We start from the raw sequence: 15,282 nt of genomic DNA, 5'->3' as shown, positions 1-15,282 counted from the left end.
GTCGCAATAGCGAAAAGCATCAACCGTTACTGCAGCCGTTGCCCATCACCTGGTAGCTCATGGTGTGCCTTGCGCCTTGCGAGTCTTCATAGACCATGCGCGCCGGGACCACTTCGCAGACATTGGGGATCTGGCTGATGGAAATAACCCGGGCGATATCCAGATGAGTGCCATACGTGTATTGCTCGACACGGGCTTGCTGGGCAGCAACTTTAGTCTGCGATTCTTCGGCCATGGCGAAGCTGCTGACACCGCACAGTGCCAATGTCACTAATAAAGCTTTCATTGTGTTTTACCTTTTTGAAAGTGAGCGCGTGCGCATCACGCTTTTAGCGTCATGTGCGAACTCTGTTTGATATCTAGAAGCGGGCTGCGTGGGGGCAGCTGATAGTTGCCGTGTTGGCGAGATGAATTCTAGGCCTGTTGCAAGACGACATATATAAAGACTTTGGATAAGCGCTTTCATCAAAACGGTAATAATCCGGAGGCCGCCTGAGGCTCCGGCGTTGCCCGGTAATACCAACGTCGAATGGCCCCACCGGGTGGGGCGGGATACAACGGGTGCATAAAACAACAACTATCCACCGAGGTAACCAAGATGAGTGCAGCTTCCCTGTACCCCGTCCGCCCAGAAGTCGCAGCGACTACGCTGACGGATGAAGCGACCTACAAGGCCATGTACCAGCAGTCGGTGGTCAACCCTGATGGTTTCTGGCGTGAACAGGCTCAGCGCCTCGACTGGATCAAACCTTTCAGTGTGGTCAAGCAAACCTCGTTCGACGACCATCGGGTCGATATCAAATGGTTCGCCGACGGTACGCTGAACGTTGCCTATAACTGCTTGGATCGCCATCTGGCAGAGCGCGGCGACACGATTGCGATCATCTGGGAAGGCGATGACCCTTCCGAGCACCGTGAAATCACCTACCGCGAGCTACACGCCGAAGTCTGCAAGTTTGCCAACGCACTGCGCGGCCAGGACGTGCACCGTGGTGACGTCGTCACTATCTATATGCCGATGATCCCCGAGGCTGTGGTCGCCATGCTGGCGTGCGCCCGGATCGGTGCGATTCACTCGGTGGTATTCGGCGGTTTCTCGCCGGAAGCACTGGCTGGCCGGATCATCGATTGCAGCTCCAAAGTTGTCATTACTGCGGATGAAGGCCTGCGCGGTGGCAAGAAGACTGCGCTCAAGGCGAATGTCGACCGTGCACTGACCAATCCGGAAACCAGCAGCGTGCAGAAGGTCATCGTCTGCAAACGTACCGGTGGCGAAATCGAGTGGAACCGTCATCGTGACATCTGGTACCACTCGCTTCTGGAAGTGGCCTCCAGCACCTGCGCGCCAAAAGAGATGGGGGCCGAAGAGTCGCTGTTCATCCTCTACACTTCTGGCTCGACCGGCAAACCCAAGGGTGTGTTGCACACCACCGCAGGTTATCTGCTTTATGCGGCGCTGACCCACGAGCGTGTGTTTGACTACAAGCCGGGCGAAATCTACTGGTGCACCGCGGACGTCGGCTGGGTCACCGGGCACAGCTACATTGTCTATGGCCCCTTGGCCAATGGTGCAACCACGCTGCTGTTTGAAGGTGTGCCGAACTACCCGGACATCACGCGTGTGTCGAAAATCATCGACAAGCACAAGGTCAATATCCTCTACACCGCGCCGACCGCGATCCGCGCCATGATGGCCGAGGGCGCCAAGTCCGTTGAAGGTGCCGACGGGTCCAGTCTGCGTCTGTTGGGTTCGGTGGGCGAGCCGATCAACCCTGAAGCCTGGGGCTGGTACTACAACACCGTTGGCAAACAGAACTGCCCGATTGTCGATACCTGGTGGCAGACCGAAACCGGTGGCATTCTGATCAGCCCGCTGCCAGGCGCAACAGCGCTGAAGCCTGGCTCGGCGACACGTCCGTTCTTCGGCGTGATTCCGGCGCTGGTGGACAACCTGGGCAACCTCATTGAGGGCGCGGCGGAAGGCAATCTGGTTATTCTCGATTCCTGGCCGGGTCAGTCACGCTCGCTGTATGGCGATCACGACCGTTTCGTCGACACCTACTTCAAGACCTTCCGTGGCATGTACTTCACCGGTGACGGTGCCCGTCGCGATGAGGACGGCTATTACTGGATCACCGGGCGCGTAGACGATGTGCTCAACGTTTCCGGACACCGCATGGGCACCGCCGAGATCGAAAGCGCGATGGTTGCGCACCCGAAAGTCGCCGAAGCCGCAGTGGTCGGTGTGCCGCATGACTTGAAAGGGCAGGGCATCTACGTCTACGTCACCCTCAACGGTGGTGAAGAACCGAGCGATGCTCTGCGCACTGAGTTGCGCAACTGGGTGCGCAAGGAGATCGGCCCGATTGCTTCGCCTGATTTCATCCAGTGGGCGCCTGGATTGCCGAAGACCCGTTCGGGCAAGATCATGCGCCGTATCCTGCGCAAGATTGCCACCGCTGAGTACGATGCGCTGGGTGACATCTCGACGCTGGCCGATCCGGGTGTGGTGCAGCACCTGATTGACACGCACAAGACCATGAACGCTGCCTGACCGCTCATTGACTGAGCGCGCCTCGTCCGGTTAACGCCGGGCGGGGCGCTTTTGTTTGTGCGGCCCGGTATCGGAAACGAGATATATATCGGTTTGTTACGGGTTTACACGGCGTTGTCGGACGGTGCTTCATTGTGGGACGTTCTCTGGCTTTCTTGTAGGAAGCTGCGACGCATCAGGGCGTTTCATCCGCCATATGGAACGCTGGGCTTGCCGGATTAGAAGGGTTTGCCAATAATGGGCGCGCTTTTTGCTGTTATGACAGGTTTAGCTGGCTGTGCTGGATCAGCAGAAATATGCTTCGTCAATAGCTAGTAGTGGGTTTTTCGGTGCATCTGTAACTAGTTGTCGCATTGAAGAAATATCGACTTCGAGCCTGTCGTTAAAATGCCCGTCATTCGCCGAAGGTCCGTGAGCCACCAATGCGGTGTCACGCCCCCGGCGTCGCTCTCCCCCGAGATTGTCCTTTCGCACATTGGGCGCTTGCTCACTTTGCCACTTGTCGTGCTTTACCGATGGAGTCCTGGAAATGAAGAAGCTCATGCTTATTGGCGCGATGGCGTTGTCCGTGCTCGCCCAGCCGATCTTCGCTGATGAAAAACCGCTGAAAATCGGCATCGAAGCGGCTTACCCTCCGTTCGCTTCCAAGGCTCCGGATGGCAGCATCGTCGGTTTTGACTACGACATCGGCAATGCGCTGTGTGAAGAAATGAAGGTCAAGTGCACCTGGGTCGAGCAGGAATTCGACGGTCTTATCCCGGCGCTGAAAGTGCGCAAGATCGACGCGATCCTTTCTTCCATGTCGATCACCGACGACCGCAAGAAGTCTGTGGATTTTACCGGTAAGTACTACAATTCCCCGGCCCGTCTGGTCATGAAAGACGGCACCGTGATCAGCGACAGCCTGGCGGAACTCAAGGGCAAGAAAATCGGCATGCAGCGCGGTTCGATCCATGAGCGTTTCGCCCGTGAAGTTCTTGCTCCCAAAGGTGTGGAAGTGACGCCGTACGGTTCGCAGAACGAAATCTACCTGGACATCGGTGCGGGTCGTCTGGACGGCACCATCGCCGACGCCACCCTGCTGCAGGACGGTTTCCTGAAGACCGACGCAGGCAAGGGTTACGCGTTCACAGGTCCATCGTTTACCGACCCGAAATACTTCGGTGACGGCATCGGCATCGCCGTGCGCAAGGGTGACAAGGCCAACCTTGAGCGCCTGAATGCCGCCATTGCAGCCATCCGTGCCAACGGCAAGTACAAAGCGATTCAGGACAAATATTTCGACTTCGATATCTACGGCAAGTAAGTCGTCATACCGATCCTGATCAATGGCGCAAACAGAATTGCCTGGCTTGCGCCATTTTTATTCCACGCTTGAGGACCGCACATCATGTTGAAAGGTTACGGAGCTGTCATCCTCGAAGGTGCCTGGCTGACGTTGCAGCTGGCCCTGTCGTCGATGGCTCTGGCGATCGTTCTCGGTCTGATCGGCGTGGCGCTTCGTCTGTCGCCGGTACGCTGGATTGCCTGGCTGGGCGATCTGTACAGCACGGTAATTCGCGGCATTCCCGATCTGGTCCTGATATTGCTGATTTTCTACGGCGGTCAGGACCTGCTTAACCGCGTTGCGCCGCTGCTGGGTTTTGATGACTACATCGATCTTGACCCCTTGCTGGCTGGGATCTGCACTCTGGGCTTCATTTTTGGTGCCTATCTCTCGGAAACCTTTCGCGGTGCGTTCATGGCCATCCCCAAGGGGCAGGCCGAAGCAGGCATGGCGTATGGCCTGAGCAGCGGCAAGGTGTTCTTCCGCATTCTGGTGCCGCAGATGATTCGTCTGGCGATCCCCGGTTTCACCAATAACTGGCTGGTCTTGACCAAGGCCACTGCACTGATTTCCGTGGTCGGACTGCAGGACATGATGTTCAAGGCCAAGCAGGCGGCCGATGCCACCCGCGAGCCTTTCACCTTCTTTCTGGCGGTTGCGGCGATGTACCTGGTGATCACCAGCGTGTCGCTGCTCGCCTTGCGTTACCTCGAAAAACGCTACTCGGTAGGCGTGAGGGCGGCTGACCTATGATCTTTGACTACAACGTGATCTGGGACAGCCTGCCGCTGTACTTCGGCGGTTTGCTGACCACCCTGAAACTGCTGGCGATTTCCCTCGCGTTTGGGCTGCTCGCGGCGTTGCCGCTGGGCCTGATGCGGGTCTCGAAAAACCCTTGGGTCAATATGCCGGCCTGGCTGTACACCTATGTGATCCGCGGCACGCCGATGCTGGTCCAGCTGTTCCTGATCTATTACGGGCTGGCCCAGTTCGACGCGGCGCGCGAAAGCTTTTTATGGCCTTGGCTGTCCAGTGCTACGTTCTGTGCCTGTCTGGCGTTCACTATCAATACCAGCGCCTATACAGCCGAGATCATTGCCGGCAGCCTCAAGGCCACGCCGGCCGGTGAAATCGAGGCTGCGCGGGCCATGGGCATGTCGAAGGCCAAAATGTATCGGCGCATTCTGCTGCCGTCGGCCTTGCGCCGGGCGCTGCCGCAGTACAGCAACGAGGTCATCATGATGCTGCAGACGACCAGTCTGGCCTCCATCGTGACCCTGATCGACATCACCGGCGCTGCCCGCACGGTCAACGCGCAGTTCTACCTGCCGTTCGAAGCTTACGTTACCGCAGGCGTTTTCTATCTGTGCCTGACATTCATTCTGGTGCGGCTGTTCAAAATTGCCGAACGCCGCTGGCTGGGCTATCTGGCCCCACGGAAGGTCTGAAATGCAAAGAATCGATCATGTATTGCCGTGGAGCACCCTCGGCACCGAACGCACGCTGAGTGTCTTTCGCTTCGGTACTGGCGAGCGAAAAGCCTACATTCAGGCCAGTCTGCACGCAGACGAACTGCCCGGCATGCGCACCGCCTGGGAGTTGAAGAAACGCCTGACCGAGCTGGAACAGCAAGGCGTGCTCAAGGGCGTCGTCGAGCTGGTGCCGGTGGCCAACCCGCTGGGGCTGGGGCAGTTGCTGCAAGGTGCGCACCAGGGGCGTTTCGAGTTCGGCAGCGGCAAGAATTTCAACCGTGACTTCACCGAGCTGAGCGAGCCGGTCGCCGATTTGCTGGAAGGCCAGTTGGGCGATGACCCGCGCGCCAATACCCAATTGATTCGTCAGGCGATGATGACCGCACTTGAAGGCTTGCCTGCCGCGCAATCGGAGTTGCAAGGTATGCAGCGCATCCTGCTCAAGCATGCCTGCATCGCTGATGTGGTGCTTGATCTGCATTGCGATGCCGATGCCGCGCTGCACATGTATGCCTTGCCACAGCACTGGCCGCAATGGCGCTCGCTGTCGGCGCACCTGAATATTCAGGTGGCACTGCTGGCCGAGGATTCCGGTGGCAGTTCCTTCGATGAAGCCTGTTCGCTGCCGTGGTTGCGTCTGTCACGGACCTTCCCGCAGGCGCAGATCCCGCTGGCGTGTCTGGCGACCACTATCGAGCTGGGTGGTCAGGCCGACACCGGCAAGCCTCAGGCGCAAGCGCACGCCGAAGGCATTCTGGCGTTTCTGGCCGAACAGGGTTTTATCGGCGGTGACTGGCCGCAGCCGGCACATCAAGCCTGCGAAGGTCTGCCATTCGAAGGTACCGAATTGCTCTATGCGCCGCATCCTGGCGTGGTGACATTCCTGCGTGCCGCAGGCGATAAAGTCGAAATCGGCGATGCGCTGTTCGAAGTCATCGACCCGCTGTCCGATCAGGTCAGTACCATTTGTGCGAATACTGCCGGGGTGCTGTTTGCCATCGAGCGGCTTCGTTACGCTCAACCAGGTTTCTGGCTGGCCAAAGTGGCGGGGCGCACCGCGCTGCGTCATGGACGTCTGCTCAGTGATTGACCGTTCTGTGGGAACCCAAAGCATGAACAAACTGGAAGTGCAGGACCTGCACAAGCGCTATGGCAGTCACGAAGTGATCAAGGGCGTGTCCCTGACCGCCAAAGCTGGCGATGTCATCAGCATCATCGGCTCCAGCGGCTCGGGCAAAAGCACCTTTCTGCGCTGCACCAACCTGCTCGAACAGCCCCATGCCGGCAAGATCCTGCTCAACAACGAAGAGTTGAAGCTGGTGCCGAACAAGGACGGCGGTCTGAAAGCTGCCGACGCCAGACAGTTGCAGCGCATGCGCTCACGTCTGTCGATGGTGTTCCAGCACTTCAACCTGTGGTCGCACATGACGGCGCTGCAGAACATCATCGAAGCGCCGGTTCATGTTCTGGGCGTGTCGAAAAAGGAAGCGCTGGAAAAAGCCGAGCACTACCTGGCCAAGGTCGGCGTGTCCCATCGTAAGGACGCTTATCCAGGACACATGTCCGGTGGCGAGCAGCAGCGTGTGGCCATTGCCCGCGCGCTGGCGATGGAGCCTGAAGTGATGCTGTTCGACGAGCCTACCTCGGCGCTCGACCCTGAACTGGTTGGCGATGTGCTCAAGGTCATGCAGGGGCTGGCTCAGGAAGGCCGGACCATGGTGGTGGTGACTCACGAAATGGGCTTTGCCCGGGAAGTCTCCAACCAGCTGGTTTTCCTGCACCAGGGTGTGGTTCTGGAGCGTGGTGACCCGCGCGAGGTACTGGCCAACCCGCAGACCGAGCGTCTGCAGCAGTTCCTGTCAGGCAGCCTCAAGTGACGATCGGCATCGCATGGCGATGCCTTTTTACGGCAGAACAGGGCATGCTGCGCGACGCGCGACATGACCTGGATGTTCCAGATCGAGCCATCTTCTGAGGCTCGGCTTTTGCGGCAATACGTATCGGATGTCCCAATGACTGCCCATCGAATAGGTTTTCTCGTCTGGCCTGGCACCAAAGCCCTGACTCTGGCACTTGCCGAGGAAGCCTTGCGTGTCGCTCAGCGCGTTCATCCTGAAGTGGTCTACGAATTGTCGTTTCTACAGGCCGAGGCAGGGGAGCCGACAGCGGTTGCCGGAGCCTGGCAATTGCCGGGCGAGCCCTGGACCGGGCGACTGGACGGTTTTCAGAAGCTGTTTCTGCTCGCTGATGAGCCTCCGGCAGCCGTGGCCCCGGCGCTGGGCAGCGCGCTCAAGCAACTGGTGCGTGCCGGCTGTTCGATTGGCGGGCTGTCGGCGGGCGTTTATCCGCTCGCGCAACTGGGCCTGCTGGACGGCTATCGCGCTGCCGTGCACTGGCGCTGGCAGGACGACTTCGCCGAACGCTTCCCCAAAGTCATCGCCACCAGCCATTTGTTCGACTGGGACCGGGATCGTCTGACCGCCTGCGGTGGCATGTCGGTGCTCGACCTGCTGCTGGCGGTGCTGTCTCGCGATCACGGTGCGGAACTGGCCGGGGCGGTTTCCGAAGAGCTGGTGGTCGAACGCATTCGCGAAGGCGGCGAGCGTCAGCGCATTCCGTTGCAGAACCGTCTGGGCTCCAGCCATCCAAAGCTGACCCAGGCTGTACTGTTGATGGAAGCCAACATCGAAGAGCCGTTGACCACTGACGAAATCGCCCAGCACGTGTGTGTGTCGCGCCGTCAGCTGGAGCGAATCTTCAAGCAGTACCTCAACCGTGTACCCAGTCAGTATTACCTGGAGCTGCGCCTGAACAAGGCGCGTCAGATGTTGATGCAGACCAGCAAGTCGATCATTCAGATCGGTCTTTCGTGCGGTTTTTCCTCGGGTCCGCACTTCTCCAGCGCCTACCGCAACTTCTTCGGCGCCACGCCGCGTGAAGACCGCAACCAGCGACGCAGCAGCAGCCCGTTCGAACTTTCGCCGGTGCCTGCCGAGCGCGGTTGATTGTCTTGTCGCGATAGAAGTGCTGCCGCGACAGCTCTGGTCCAGACAGGCCGGCCTCAATCCGTTTAAACTGCGCCTTTGTGACGCAATATGTCGCATTGCCGAAAACCTTGAAAAAACCCGGTTTTGCGCTGTAACAAGTTGTCGCCTGGCGGCAAGGCCGAACACAATTCAGTCCTTACAATCTTCCCATCGCTCGCCAGTTTCAGGCAGGCGTTCCTCATCAGGAGACTCCTATGTCCGTTGAGCATGCTGCGGTGCAACGCGCCGATTTCGACCAGGTAATGGTCCCCAATTACGCCCCGGCCGGGTTCATTCCCGTGCGCGGTGCGGGCTCCCGGGTCTGGGATCAGGCGGGACGCGAACTGGTGGATTTCTCGGGCGGGATCGCCGTCAACGTATTGGGCCACTGCCATCCGGCGCTGGTCGGTGCCTTGACCGAGCAGGCCAATAATCTCTGGCATGTGTCCAACGTATTCACCAACGAGCCAACCCTGCGTCTGGCTAAAAAGCTGGTGGATGCGACGTTCGCCGAGCGCGTGTTCTTCTGTAACTCGGGCGCTGAAGCCAACGAGGCGGCCTTCAAGCTGGCGCGCCGAGTGGCGCACGACCTGCACGGTCCTGAAAAATACGAAATAATTTCGGCGGTAAACAGTTTTCATGGCCGTACCCTGTTCACTGTCAGCGTCGGTGGCCAGCCGAAATACTCCGATGGTTTCGGGCCGAAAATCACCGGCATCAGCCACGTGCCGTATAACGACCTTGAAGCGTTGAAAGCGGCTGTTACCGACAAGACCTGCGCTGTGGTGCTGGAGCCGATTCAAGGCGAAGGCGGCGTGTTGCCGGGCCAGCTGGAATACCTGCAAGGCGCGCGCAAGCTGTGTGACGAGCACAACGCGTTGCTGGTATTCGATGAAGTGCAGAGCGGCATGGGCCGTAGCGGCCATCTGTTCGCCTACATGCATTACGGCGTGACCCCGGACATCCTTTCCAGCGCTAAAAGCATCGGTGGCGGCTTCCCCCTGGCGGCCATGCTGACCACTGAAAAACTTGCCAAACACTTTGCGGTCGGCGTTCACGGCACCACGTATGGCGGCAACCCGCTGGCCTGCGCGGTCGGTGAAGCGGTGATTGATGTCGTCAATACGCCTGAAGTGCTGGCTGGCGTGCAGCGCAAGCATCAGCAATTCAAGACCCGCCTGGAGAGCATCGGCCAGCAATATGGCGTGTTCACCGAAGTGCGCGGCCTGGGCCTGTTGATCGGCTGCGTGCTGTCCGACGCCTGGAAAGGCAAGGCCAAGGACATTTTCAACGCCGCTGAAGCCCAGGATCTGATGATTCTACAGGCCGGTCCCGACGTGATCCGTTTCGCGCCGAGCCTGGTGATTGAAGACGCAGACATCGAAGAAGGCCTGAACCGCTTCGAGCGTGCCATCGCCAAGCTGACGTCCTGATTCATCCGCTTTATCCCGGTGTCTGCCTGATCGGCAAACACCGGACATTTTCCTGTGCTGTGCGGCATGATGCCGTGTGGTGCTTTTACCAATGCCGGTCGTAAATGCCGGTCGATCTACAAGGAGTGGCACCATGCTGGTGATGCGCCCTGCGCAAATGGCTGATCTGGCCGAGGTTCAACGCCTCGCTGCCGACAGCCCTATCGGTGTCACGTCCTTGCCCGACGATGCTGGCCGCCTGACCGACAAGATCGGCTCGTCGGAGGCATCATTCGCCGCCGAGGTCAGCTTCAACGGCGAAGAAACCTACTTCTTCGTGCTCGAAGACAGCGAAAGCGGCAAGCTGGTGGGCTGCTCGGGCATTGTTGCTTCGGCGGGCTACTCCGAGCCGTTTTACAGTTTTCGCAACGAAACCTTCGTGCATGCTTCCCGCGAACTGAAGATCCATAACAAGATCCATGTTCTGTCCCAGTGTCACGACCTGACCGGTAACAGCCTGCTGACCAGTTTCTACGTGGTCCCGGAAATGGTTGGCACTGCTTGGTCGGAGCTCAACTCTCGCGGCCGCCTGCTGTTTGTTGCCAGTCACCCCGAGCGCTTTGCCGATTCAGTGGTCACCGAGATCGTCGGTTACAGCGACGAACAGGGAGATTCGCCGTTCTGGGATGCCATTGGGCGCAACTTCTTCGATCTCAACTACGCCGCTGCCGAGCGCCTGTGCGGGCTGAAAAGCCGGACCTTCCTCGCCGAGCTGATGCCGCATTACCCGATCTACGTGCCATTGCTGCCTGACGCTGCGCAGGAGGCCATGGGCCAGGTGCATCCGCGTGCGCAGATCACCTTCGACATCCTGATGCGCGAAGGCTTTGAAACCGACCATTACATCGACATCTTCGACGGTGGCCCGACCCTGCATGCCAAGGTATCCGGAATCCGGTCCATCGCGCAGAGCCGTCTGGTGCCGGTCAAGGTCGAAACCGCGCAAAGCAGCGATGTCGGCACAGGCGGGCGTCTTTATCTGGTTGCCAACGGCCTGTTGCAGGATTACCGCGCGGTGCTCTTGGAACTGGACTGGGCACCTGGCAGACCGGTGGTTCTGAGCCTGCAGGCCGCCGACGCACTGGGCGTTGGTGAAGGTGCCAGTGTGCGGATCGTCGCGGTCTGAGCCAGACGTTCGATAGCCGATTAGCGAGTTTCAAGGCTCTCGATGAGCCGCTGAGGAGATAACATGATCGTTCGTCCTGTACGCAGCAGTGACCTGCCTGCGCTGATCGAGCTGGCGCGCAGCACCGGTGCCGGTCTGACGACACTGCCCGCCAATGAGCAGCGTCTCGCGCACCGGGTAGGCTGGGCTGAAAAGACCTTTCGCGGAGAAGCCGAGCGTGGCGATGCCGACTATCTGTTCGTGCTTGAAGATGACGATGGCCGGGTGGTCGGCATTTCTGCCATCGCCGGGGCGGTCGGCCTGCGTGAGCCCTGGTACAACTACCGGGTCGGCCTTACGGTCAGTGCTTCGCAGGAACTGAACATCTACCGGGAAATCCCGACCCTGTTCCTGGCCAACGATCTGACCGGCAATTCCGAGCTGTGCTCGCTGTTCCTGCACAGCGATTCACGCAATGGCCTCAATGGCCGCCTGCTGTCCAAGGCGCGCATGCTGTTCATCGCCGAATTTCCGAAACTGTTCGGTAACAAGATCATTGCCGAGATGCGTGGCATGTCCGACGAGAATGGCCGGTCGCCGTTCTGGGAAAGTCTGGGACGGCATTTCTTCAAGATGGAATTCAGCCAGGCCGATTACCTGACCGGCGTTGGCAACAAGGCGTTCATTGCCGAGCTGATGCCCAAATTTCCGCTTTATAGCTGCTTTCTTTCCGAAGACGCACGCAATGTGATCGGCCGCGTGCATGCCGACACCGAGCCTGCGCTGACCATGCTCAAGGGCGAAGGGTTCTCGTATCAGGGTTACGTCGACATCTTCGATGCGGGACCTGCCATCGAGTGCGAGACCGGCAAGATTCGCGCAATCAAGGACAGCCAGGCGCTGGTACTGGCCATCGGCACGCCAGGTGACGATGCGCCACAGTTTCTGATTTACAACCGCAAGCGTGAAGACTGCCGCATTACGGTAGGCGCTGCGCGTTTCGCCGCTGGCACGCTGGTGGTTGCGCCACAAACCGCCAAGCGGCTGCGCATGAGTGCAGGCGACAACGTGCGCGCCGTGCCTTTGTCAGCGGCGCGGGAGGGCGTTTGATGAGTACCCTCTACATTGCAGGTGCATGGCGGGCCGGGCAGGGCGAGCTGTTCCATTCTTTGAACCCGGTGAGCCAGCAAACTTTGTGGTCCGGGCAAAGCGCTACAGCAGAACAAGTCGATTACGCTGTGCAGGCTGCGCGTCAGGCATTTCCCGGCTGGGCGCAGCGCTCTCTGGATCAGCGCATTGCTGTGCTGGAGGCCTTTGCTGCCAGCCTCAAGGGCCGCGCTGATGAACTGGCGCATTGCATCGGTGAAGAAACCGGCAAGCCTTTGTGGGAGTCAGCGACCGAAGTAACCAGCATGGTCAACAAGATTGCCATCTCGGTGCAGAGCTATCGCGAACGAACCGGCGAAAAGAGCGGGCCGCTAGGCGACGCCACGGCAGTATTGCGTCATAAGCCACATGGCGTGGTCGCGGTGTTCGGGCCGTACAACTTTCCTGGTCATCTGCCTAACGGGCACATCGTTCCGGCCTTGCTGGCGGGCAATACGGTAGTGTTCAAGCCCAGCGAACTGACGCCGAAAGTCGCCGAACTGACCGTCAAGTGCTGGATCGAAGCCGGGTTGCCTGCCGGTGTTCTCAACCTGCTGCAAGGCGGGCGCGAAACCGGTATCGCACTGGCTGCCAACCCAGGCATCGACGGGCTGTTCTTCACCGGCTCAAGCCGCACCGGTGATGCGCTGCACCAACAGTTCGCCGGGCGTCCCGACAAAATTCTCGCGTTGGAAATGGGCGGTAACAATCCACTGATCGTTGATCAGGTTCAGGACATCGACGCAGCGGTTTACACCATCATTCAGTCGGCGTTCATTTCTGCAGGCCAGCGCTGCACGTGCGCGCGTCGCCTGTTGGTGCCCCAGGGCGACTGGGGCGATGCCTTGCTGGCGCGGCTGGTTGCCGTCAGCGCGACTATCGAGGTGGGGGCGTTCGATCAGCAGCCGTCTCCGTTCATGGGCTCGGTCATTTCACTGGAGGCCGCACACGCCTTGCTCGACGCGCAGCGCAACCTGCTCGCCAACGGCGCAGTGACCTTGCTGGAAATGCGTCAGCCGCAGCCCGGAGCAGCGCTGCTGACGCCGGGCATTATCGATGTCAGCGCGGTCGCCGAGCGGCCTGACGAAGAGCTGTTCGGCCCGCTGTTGCAGGTTATCCGCTACGCCGGTTTCGACGCCGCCATTGCCGAAGCCAACGCCACCCGCTATGGCCTGGCGGCAGGCTTGCTCTCGGACTCCGAAGCACGCTATCAGCAGTTCTGGCTGCACAGCCGCGCCGGGATCGTCAACTGGAACAAACAGCTGACCGGCGCCGCCAGCAGCGCACCGTTCGGCGGGGTCGGCGCCTCGGGCAACCACCGTGCCAGCGCCTATTACGCAGCCGACTATTGCGCCTATCCGGTGGCTTCGCTGGAGGCGGGCAGCCTGACCCTGCCGTCGACACTGACCCCCGGCATCAGGCTGAGCTGACAGGGTGCGCACGATTGCTTATAAAAACAGATCCACGGAGCCTTGCCGATGAAGTCCTGTGAAGTGAATTGTGACGGTCTGGTCGGGCCAACCCACAACTACGGCGGGTTGTCCTACGGTAATGTCGCCTCCCAGAGTAACAGCCAGCAATGCGCGAACCCGCGTGAAGCAGCGCTGCAAGGCCTGGCGAAAATGAAAGCGCTGATGGACCTGGGCTTTACCCAGGGCGTGCTGGCACCGCAGGAACGCCCTGATGTGGCCGGTTTGCGGCAGCTGGGTTTCACCGGCAGCGATGAACAGGTGATTGAAAAAGCCGCCCGTCAGGATATGACATTGCTGGTTGCCAGTTGCTCGGCGTCGAGCATGTGGGTGGCCAACGCGGCGACGGTCAGCCCCAGTGCCGACACCGCAGATGGGCGCGTGCATTTCACGGCAGCCAACCTCAACTGCAAATACCATCGCAGCATCGAGCACCCGACCACCAGCCGCGTGCTGGGGGCGATGTTTGCCGATGCAAAGCACTTTGCCCATCATCCTGCGTTGCCACCAGTCGCGCAGTTCGGTGACGAAGGCGCGGCCAACCACACCCGTTTCTGTCAGGACTACGGCCAGCCCGGCGTGGAGTTTTTCGTTTTTGGCCGCAGTGCGTTCGATACCCGCTACCCGGCACCGCAAAAGTATCCGGCCCGCCAGACCCTGGAAGCGTCACGAGCTGTTGCGCGTTTGCATGGCTTGAGCGAGGGCGGTGTGGTTTATGCTCAGCAAAACCCGGCTGTCATCGATCAGGGTGTATTTCATAACGATGTGATCGCGGTCGGCAACGGTGAGGTGCTGTTCTATCACGAGGATGCATTCCTCAACACCGAGCCAATGCTTAATGAGCTGCGCGACAAACTCGGCCGTGTCGGCGGGCAGTTGCGGGCGATTTGTGTACCGCGTGCCGACGTCTCGGTGCAGGATGCGGTGCGCTCTTACCTGTTCAATAGCCAGTTGTTGTCACGCCCGGACGGCTCGATGCTGCTGATCGTGCCGCAGGAGTGTCAGGCCAATGCGAGCGTCTGGGCTTATCTGCAGCGGTTGATTGCCGATGACAGCCCGGTTGCCCAGGTCAAAGTGTTCGATCTCAAGCAAAGCATGCAGAACGGCGGCGGCCCTGCCTGCCTGCGACTGCGTGTAGCGCTCAAGGAAACCGAGCTGGCTGCGGTGAACCCTGGCGTGATCATGACCGCGCCGCTGTACGACACGCTGACGCAATGGGTCGACAGGCACTACCGTGATCGCATGAGTGAAAACGATCTGGCCGATCCCCGATTGCTGACCGAATGCCGTACGGCATTGGATGAACTGACGCAAATCCTTAAACTGGGTGCCGCCTATCCGTTTCAACTGAATTGAAACACCCTGCGCGCCGGGCAAATGTCTGGCGCATGATTTCTTTATCTAGAGCATTCCGACTATGAGCGACGCCCTGCAACTGATCCTTGAAGACACCGATGGCACCCAGCTGGAAACCTCTTGCACCCGCGTTGCCATTATCTGGCAGGGCAAGGAGCTGTGGATTCAGCAGGATGGCCGTGGCCAATTGCTGATCGGTGTTGATGTCGAAGAAGACGATGCCGAGTACGCCAACCTGCTGCTGCGCCCGTTGGCAACCAACCTGGTCAGCCTGCAACTGGAAATGGAACCGGCCGACGTAGGTGCCGACGAAGACGGTCACGTTCACGGTCCTGACTGCAACCACTAAGGAAGT

The 15,282-nt window shown here is 59.6% G+C and carries 14 protein-coding genes; 13 read left to right on the top strand and 1 reads right to left on the bottom strand.

What is annotated here, in order from left to right; all coding sequences use genetic code 11:
- Window positions 1-19 precede the first annotated feature (19 nt).
- Window positions 20-286, bottom strand: a complete 267-nt coding sequence (locus LJU29_RS18710) for a DUF2790 domain-containing protein (RefSeq protein WP_002554445.1) — start codon at window positions 284-286, stop codon at window positions 20-22.
- 312 nt (window positions 287-598) lie between these two features.
- On the opposite strand from LJU29_RS18710, the gene acs reads away from it, so the two are divergent.
- The 13 genes from acs (at window position 599) to LJU29_RS18645 (ending at window position 15,276) form a co-directional block, all read left to right on the top strand.
- Entirely contained in the window at window positions 599-2,554 is a 1,956-nt protein-coding gene (gene acs / locus LJU29_RS18705; protein WP_016981613.1) for an acetate--CoA ligase, read from the top strand.
- A gap of 529 nt (window positions 2,555-3,083) precedes the next feature.
- Window positions 3,084-3,860 carry an L-arginine-binding protein AotJ gene (aotJ, locus tag LJU29_RS18700; RefSeq protein WP_005754971.1) on the top strand — a complete coding sequence of 259 codons (777 nt, stop codon included), beginning with the start codon at window positions 3,084-3,086 and terminating at the stop codon, window positions 3,858-3,860.
- Window positions 3,861-3,944: 84 nt separating this feature from the next.
- Complete coding sequence (locus tag LJU29_RS18695) at window positions 3,945-4,634, top strand: ABC transporter permease (RefSeq protein WP_002554442.1); 690 nt, start codon at window positions 3,945-3,947, stop codon at window positions 4,632-4,634.
- Window positions 4,631-5,329, top strand: coding sequence for an ABC transporter permease (locus tag LJU29_RS18690; protein ID WP_257111043.1), 699 nt, complete (start codon window positions 4,631-4,633; stop codon window positions 5,327-5,329). The genes LJU29_RS18695 and LJU29_RS18690 overlap by 4 nt, the downstream gene beginning before the upstream one ends.
- Window position 5,330: 1 nt before the next feature.
- Entirely contained in the window at window positions 5,331-6,443 is a 1,113-nt protein-coding gene (locus tag LJU29_RS18685; RefSeq protein WP_057423713.1) for a succinylglutamate desuccinylase/aspartoacylase family protein, read from the top strand.
- Window positions 6,444-6,465: 22 nt separating this feature from the next.
- The gene (locus LJU29_RS18680) at window positions 6,466-7,230 is read left to right on the top strand and encodes an ABC transporter ATP-binding protein (RefSeq protein WP_005754964.1); all 765 of its coding nucleotides are present in this window, start codon (window positions 6,466-6,468) and stop codon (window positions 7,228-7,230) included.
- A 135-nt stretch (window positions 7,231-7,365) separates the two neighbouring features.
- Window positions 7,366-8,358 carry a transcriptional regulator ArgR gene (gene argR, locus LJU29_RS18675; RefSeq protein ID WP_004665895.1) on the top strand — a complete coding sequence of 331 codons (993 nt, stop codon included), beginning with the start codon at window positions 7,366-7,368 and terminating at the stop codon, window positions 8,356-8,358.
- A 236-nt stretch (window positions 8,359-8,594) separates the two neighbouring features.
- Window positions 8,595-9,812: an aspartate aminotransferase family protein gene (locus tag LJU29_RS18670; protein ID WP_005746294.1), complete on the top strand. Its 1,218-nt coding sequence runs from the start codon at window positions 8,595-8,597 to the stop codon at window positions 9,810-9,812.
- 133 nt (window positions 9,813-9,945) lie between these two features.
- Window positions 9,946-10,977: an arginine/ornithine succinyltransferase subunit alpha gene (aruF, locus tag LJU29_RS18665; protein ID WP_005754961.1), complete on the top strand. Its 1,032-nt coding sequence runs from the start codon at window positions 9,946-9,948 to the stop codon at window positions 10,975-10,977.
- A gap of 63 nt (window positions 10,978-11,040) precedes the next feature.
- Window positions 11,041-12,066, top strand: a complete 1,026-nt coding sequence (astA, locus tag LJU29_RS18660) for an arginine N-succinyltransferase (protein WP_004659722.1) — start codon at window positions 11,041-11,043, stop codon at window positions 12,064-12,066.
- Window positions 12,063-13,532, top strand: coding sequence for a succinylglutamate-semialdehyde dehydrogenase (gene astD, locus LJU29_RS18655; protein ID WP_257111042.1), 1,470 nt, complete (start codon window positions 12,063-12,065; stop codon window positions 13,530-13,532). Before astA ends, astD begins: the two co-directional genes overlap by 4 nt.
- A 48-nt stretch (window positions 13,533-13,580) precedes the next feature.
- On the top strand, window positions 13,581-14,927 hold the full coding sequence (gene astB / locus LJU29_RS18650; RefSeq protein WP_257111041.1) for an N-succinylarginine dihydrolase: 1,347 nt from the start codon (window positions 13,581-13,583) through the stop codon (window positions 14,925-14,927).
- Window positions 14,928-14,988: 61 nt separating this feature from the next.
- Window positions 14,989-15,276: a hypothetical protein gene (locus LJU29_RS18645; protein WP_005754955.1), complete on the top strand. Its 288-nt coding sequence runs from the start codon at window positions 14,989-14,991 to the stop codon at window positions 15,274-15,276.
- Window positions 15,277-15,282: the final 6 nt, after the last annotated feature.

The organism is Pseudomonas ficuserectae (assembly GCF_024584585.1).
GTDB lineage: Bacteria > Pseudomonadota > Gammaproteobacteria > Pseudomonadales > Pseudomonadaceae > Aquipseudomonas > Aquipseudomonas amygdali.
The sequence above is the reverse complement of the archived record's forward strand: the minus strand, read 5'-3'. Positions and strand labels throughout refer to the sequence as shown.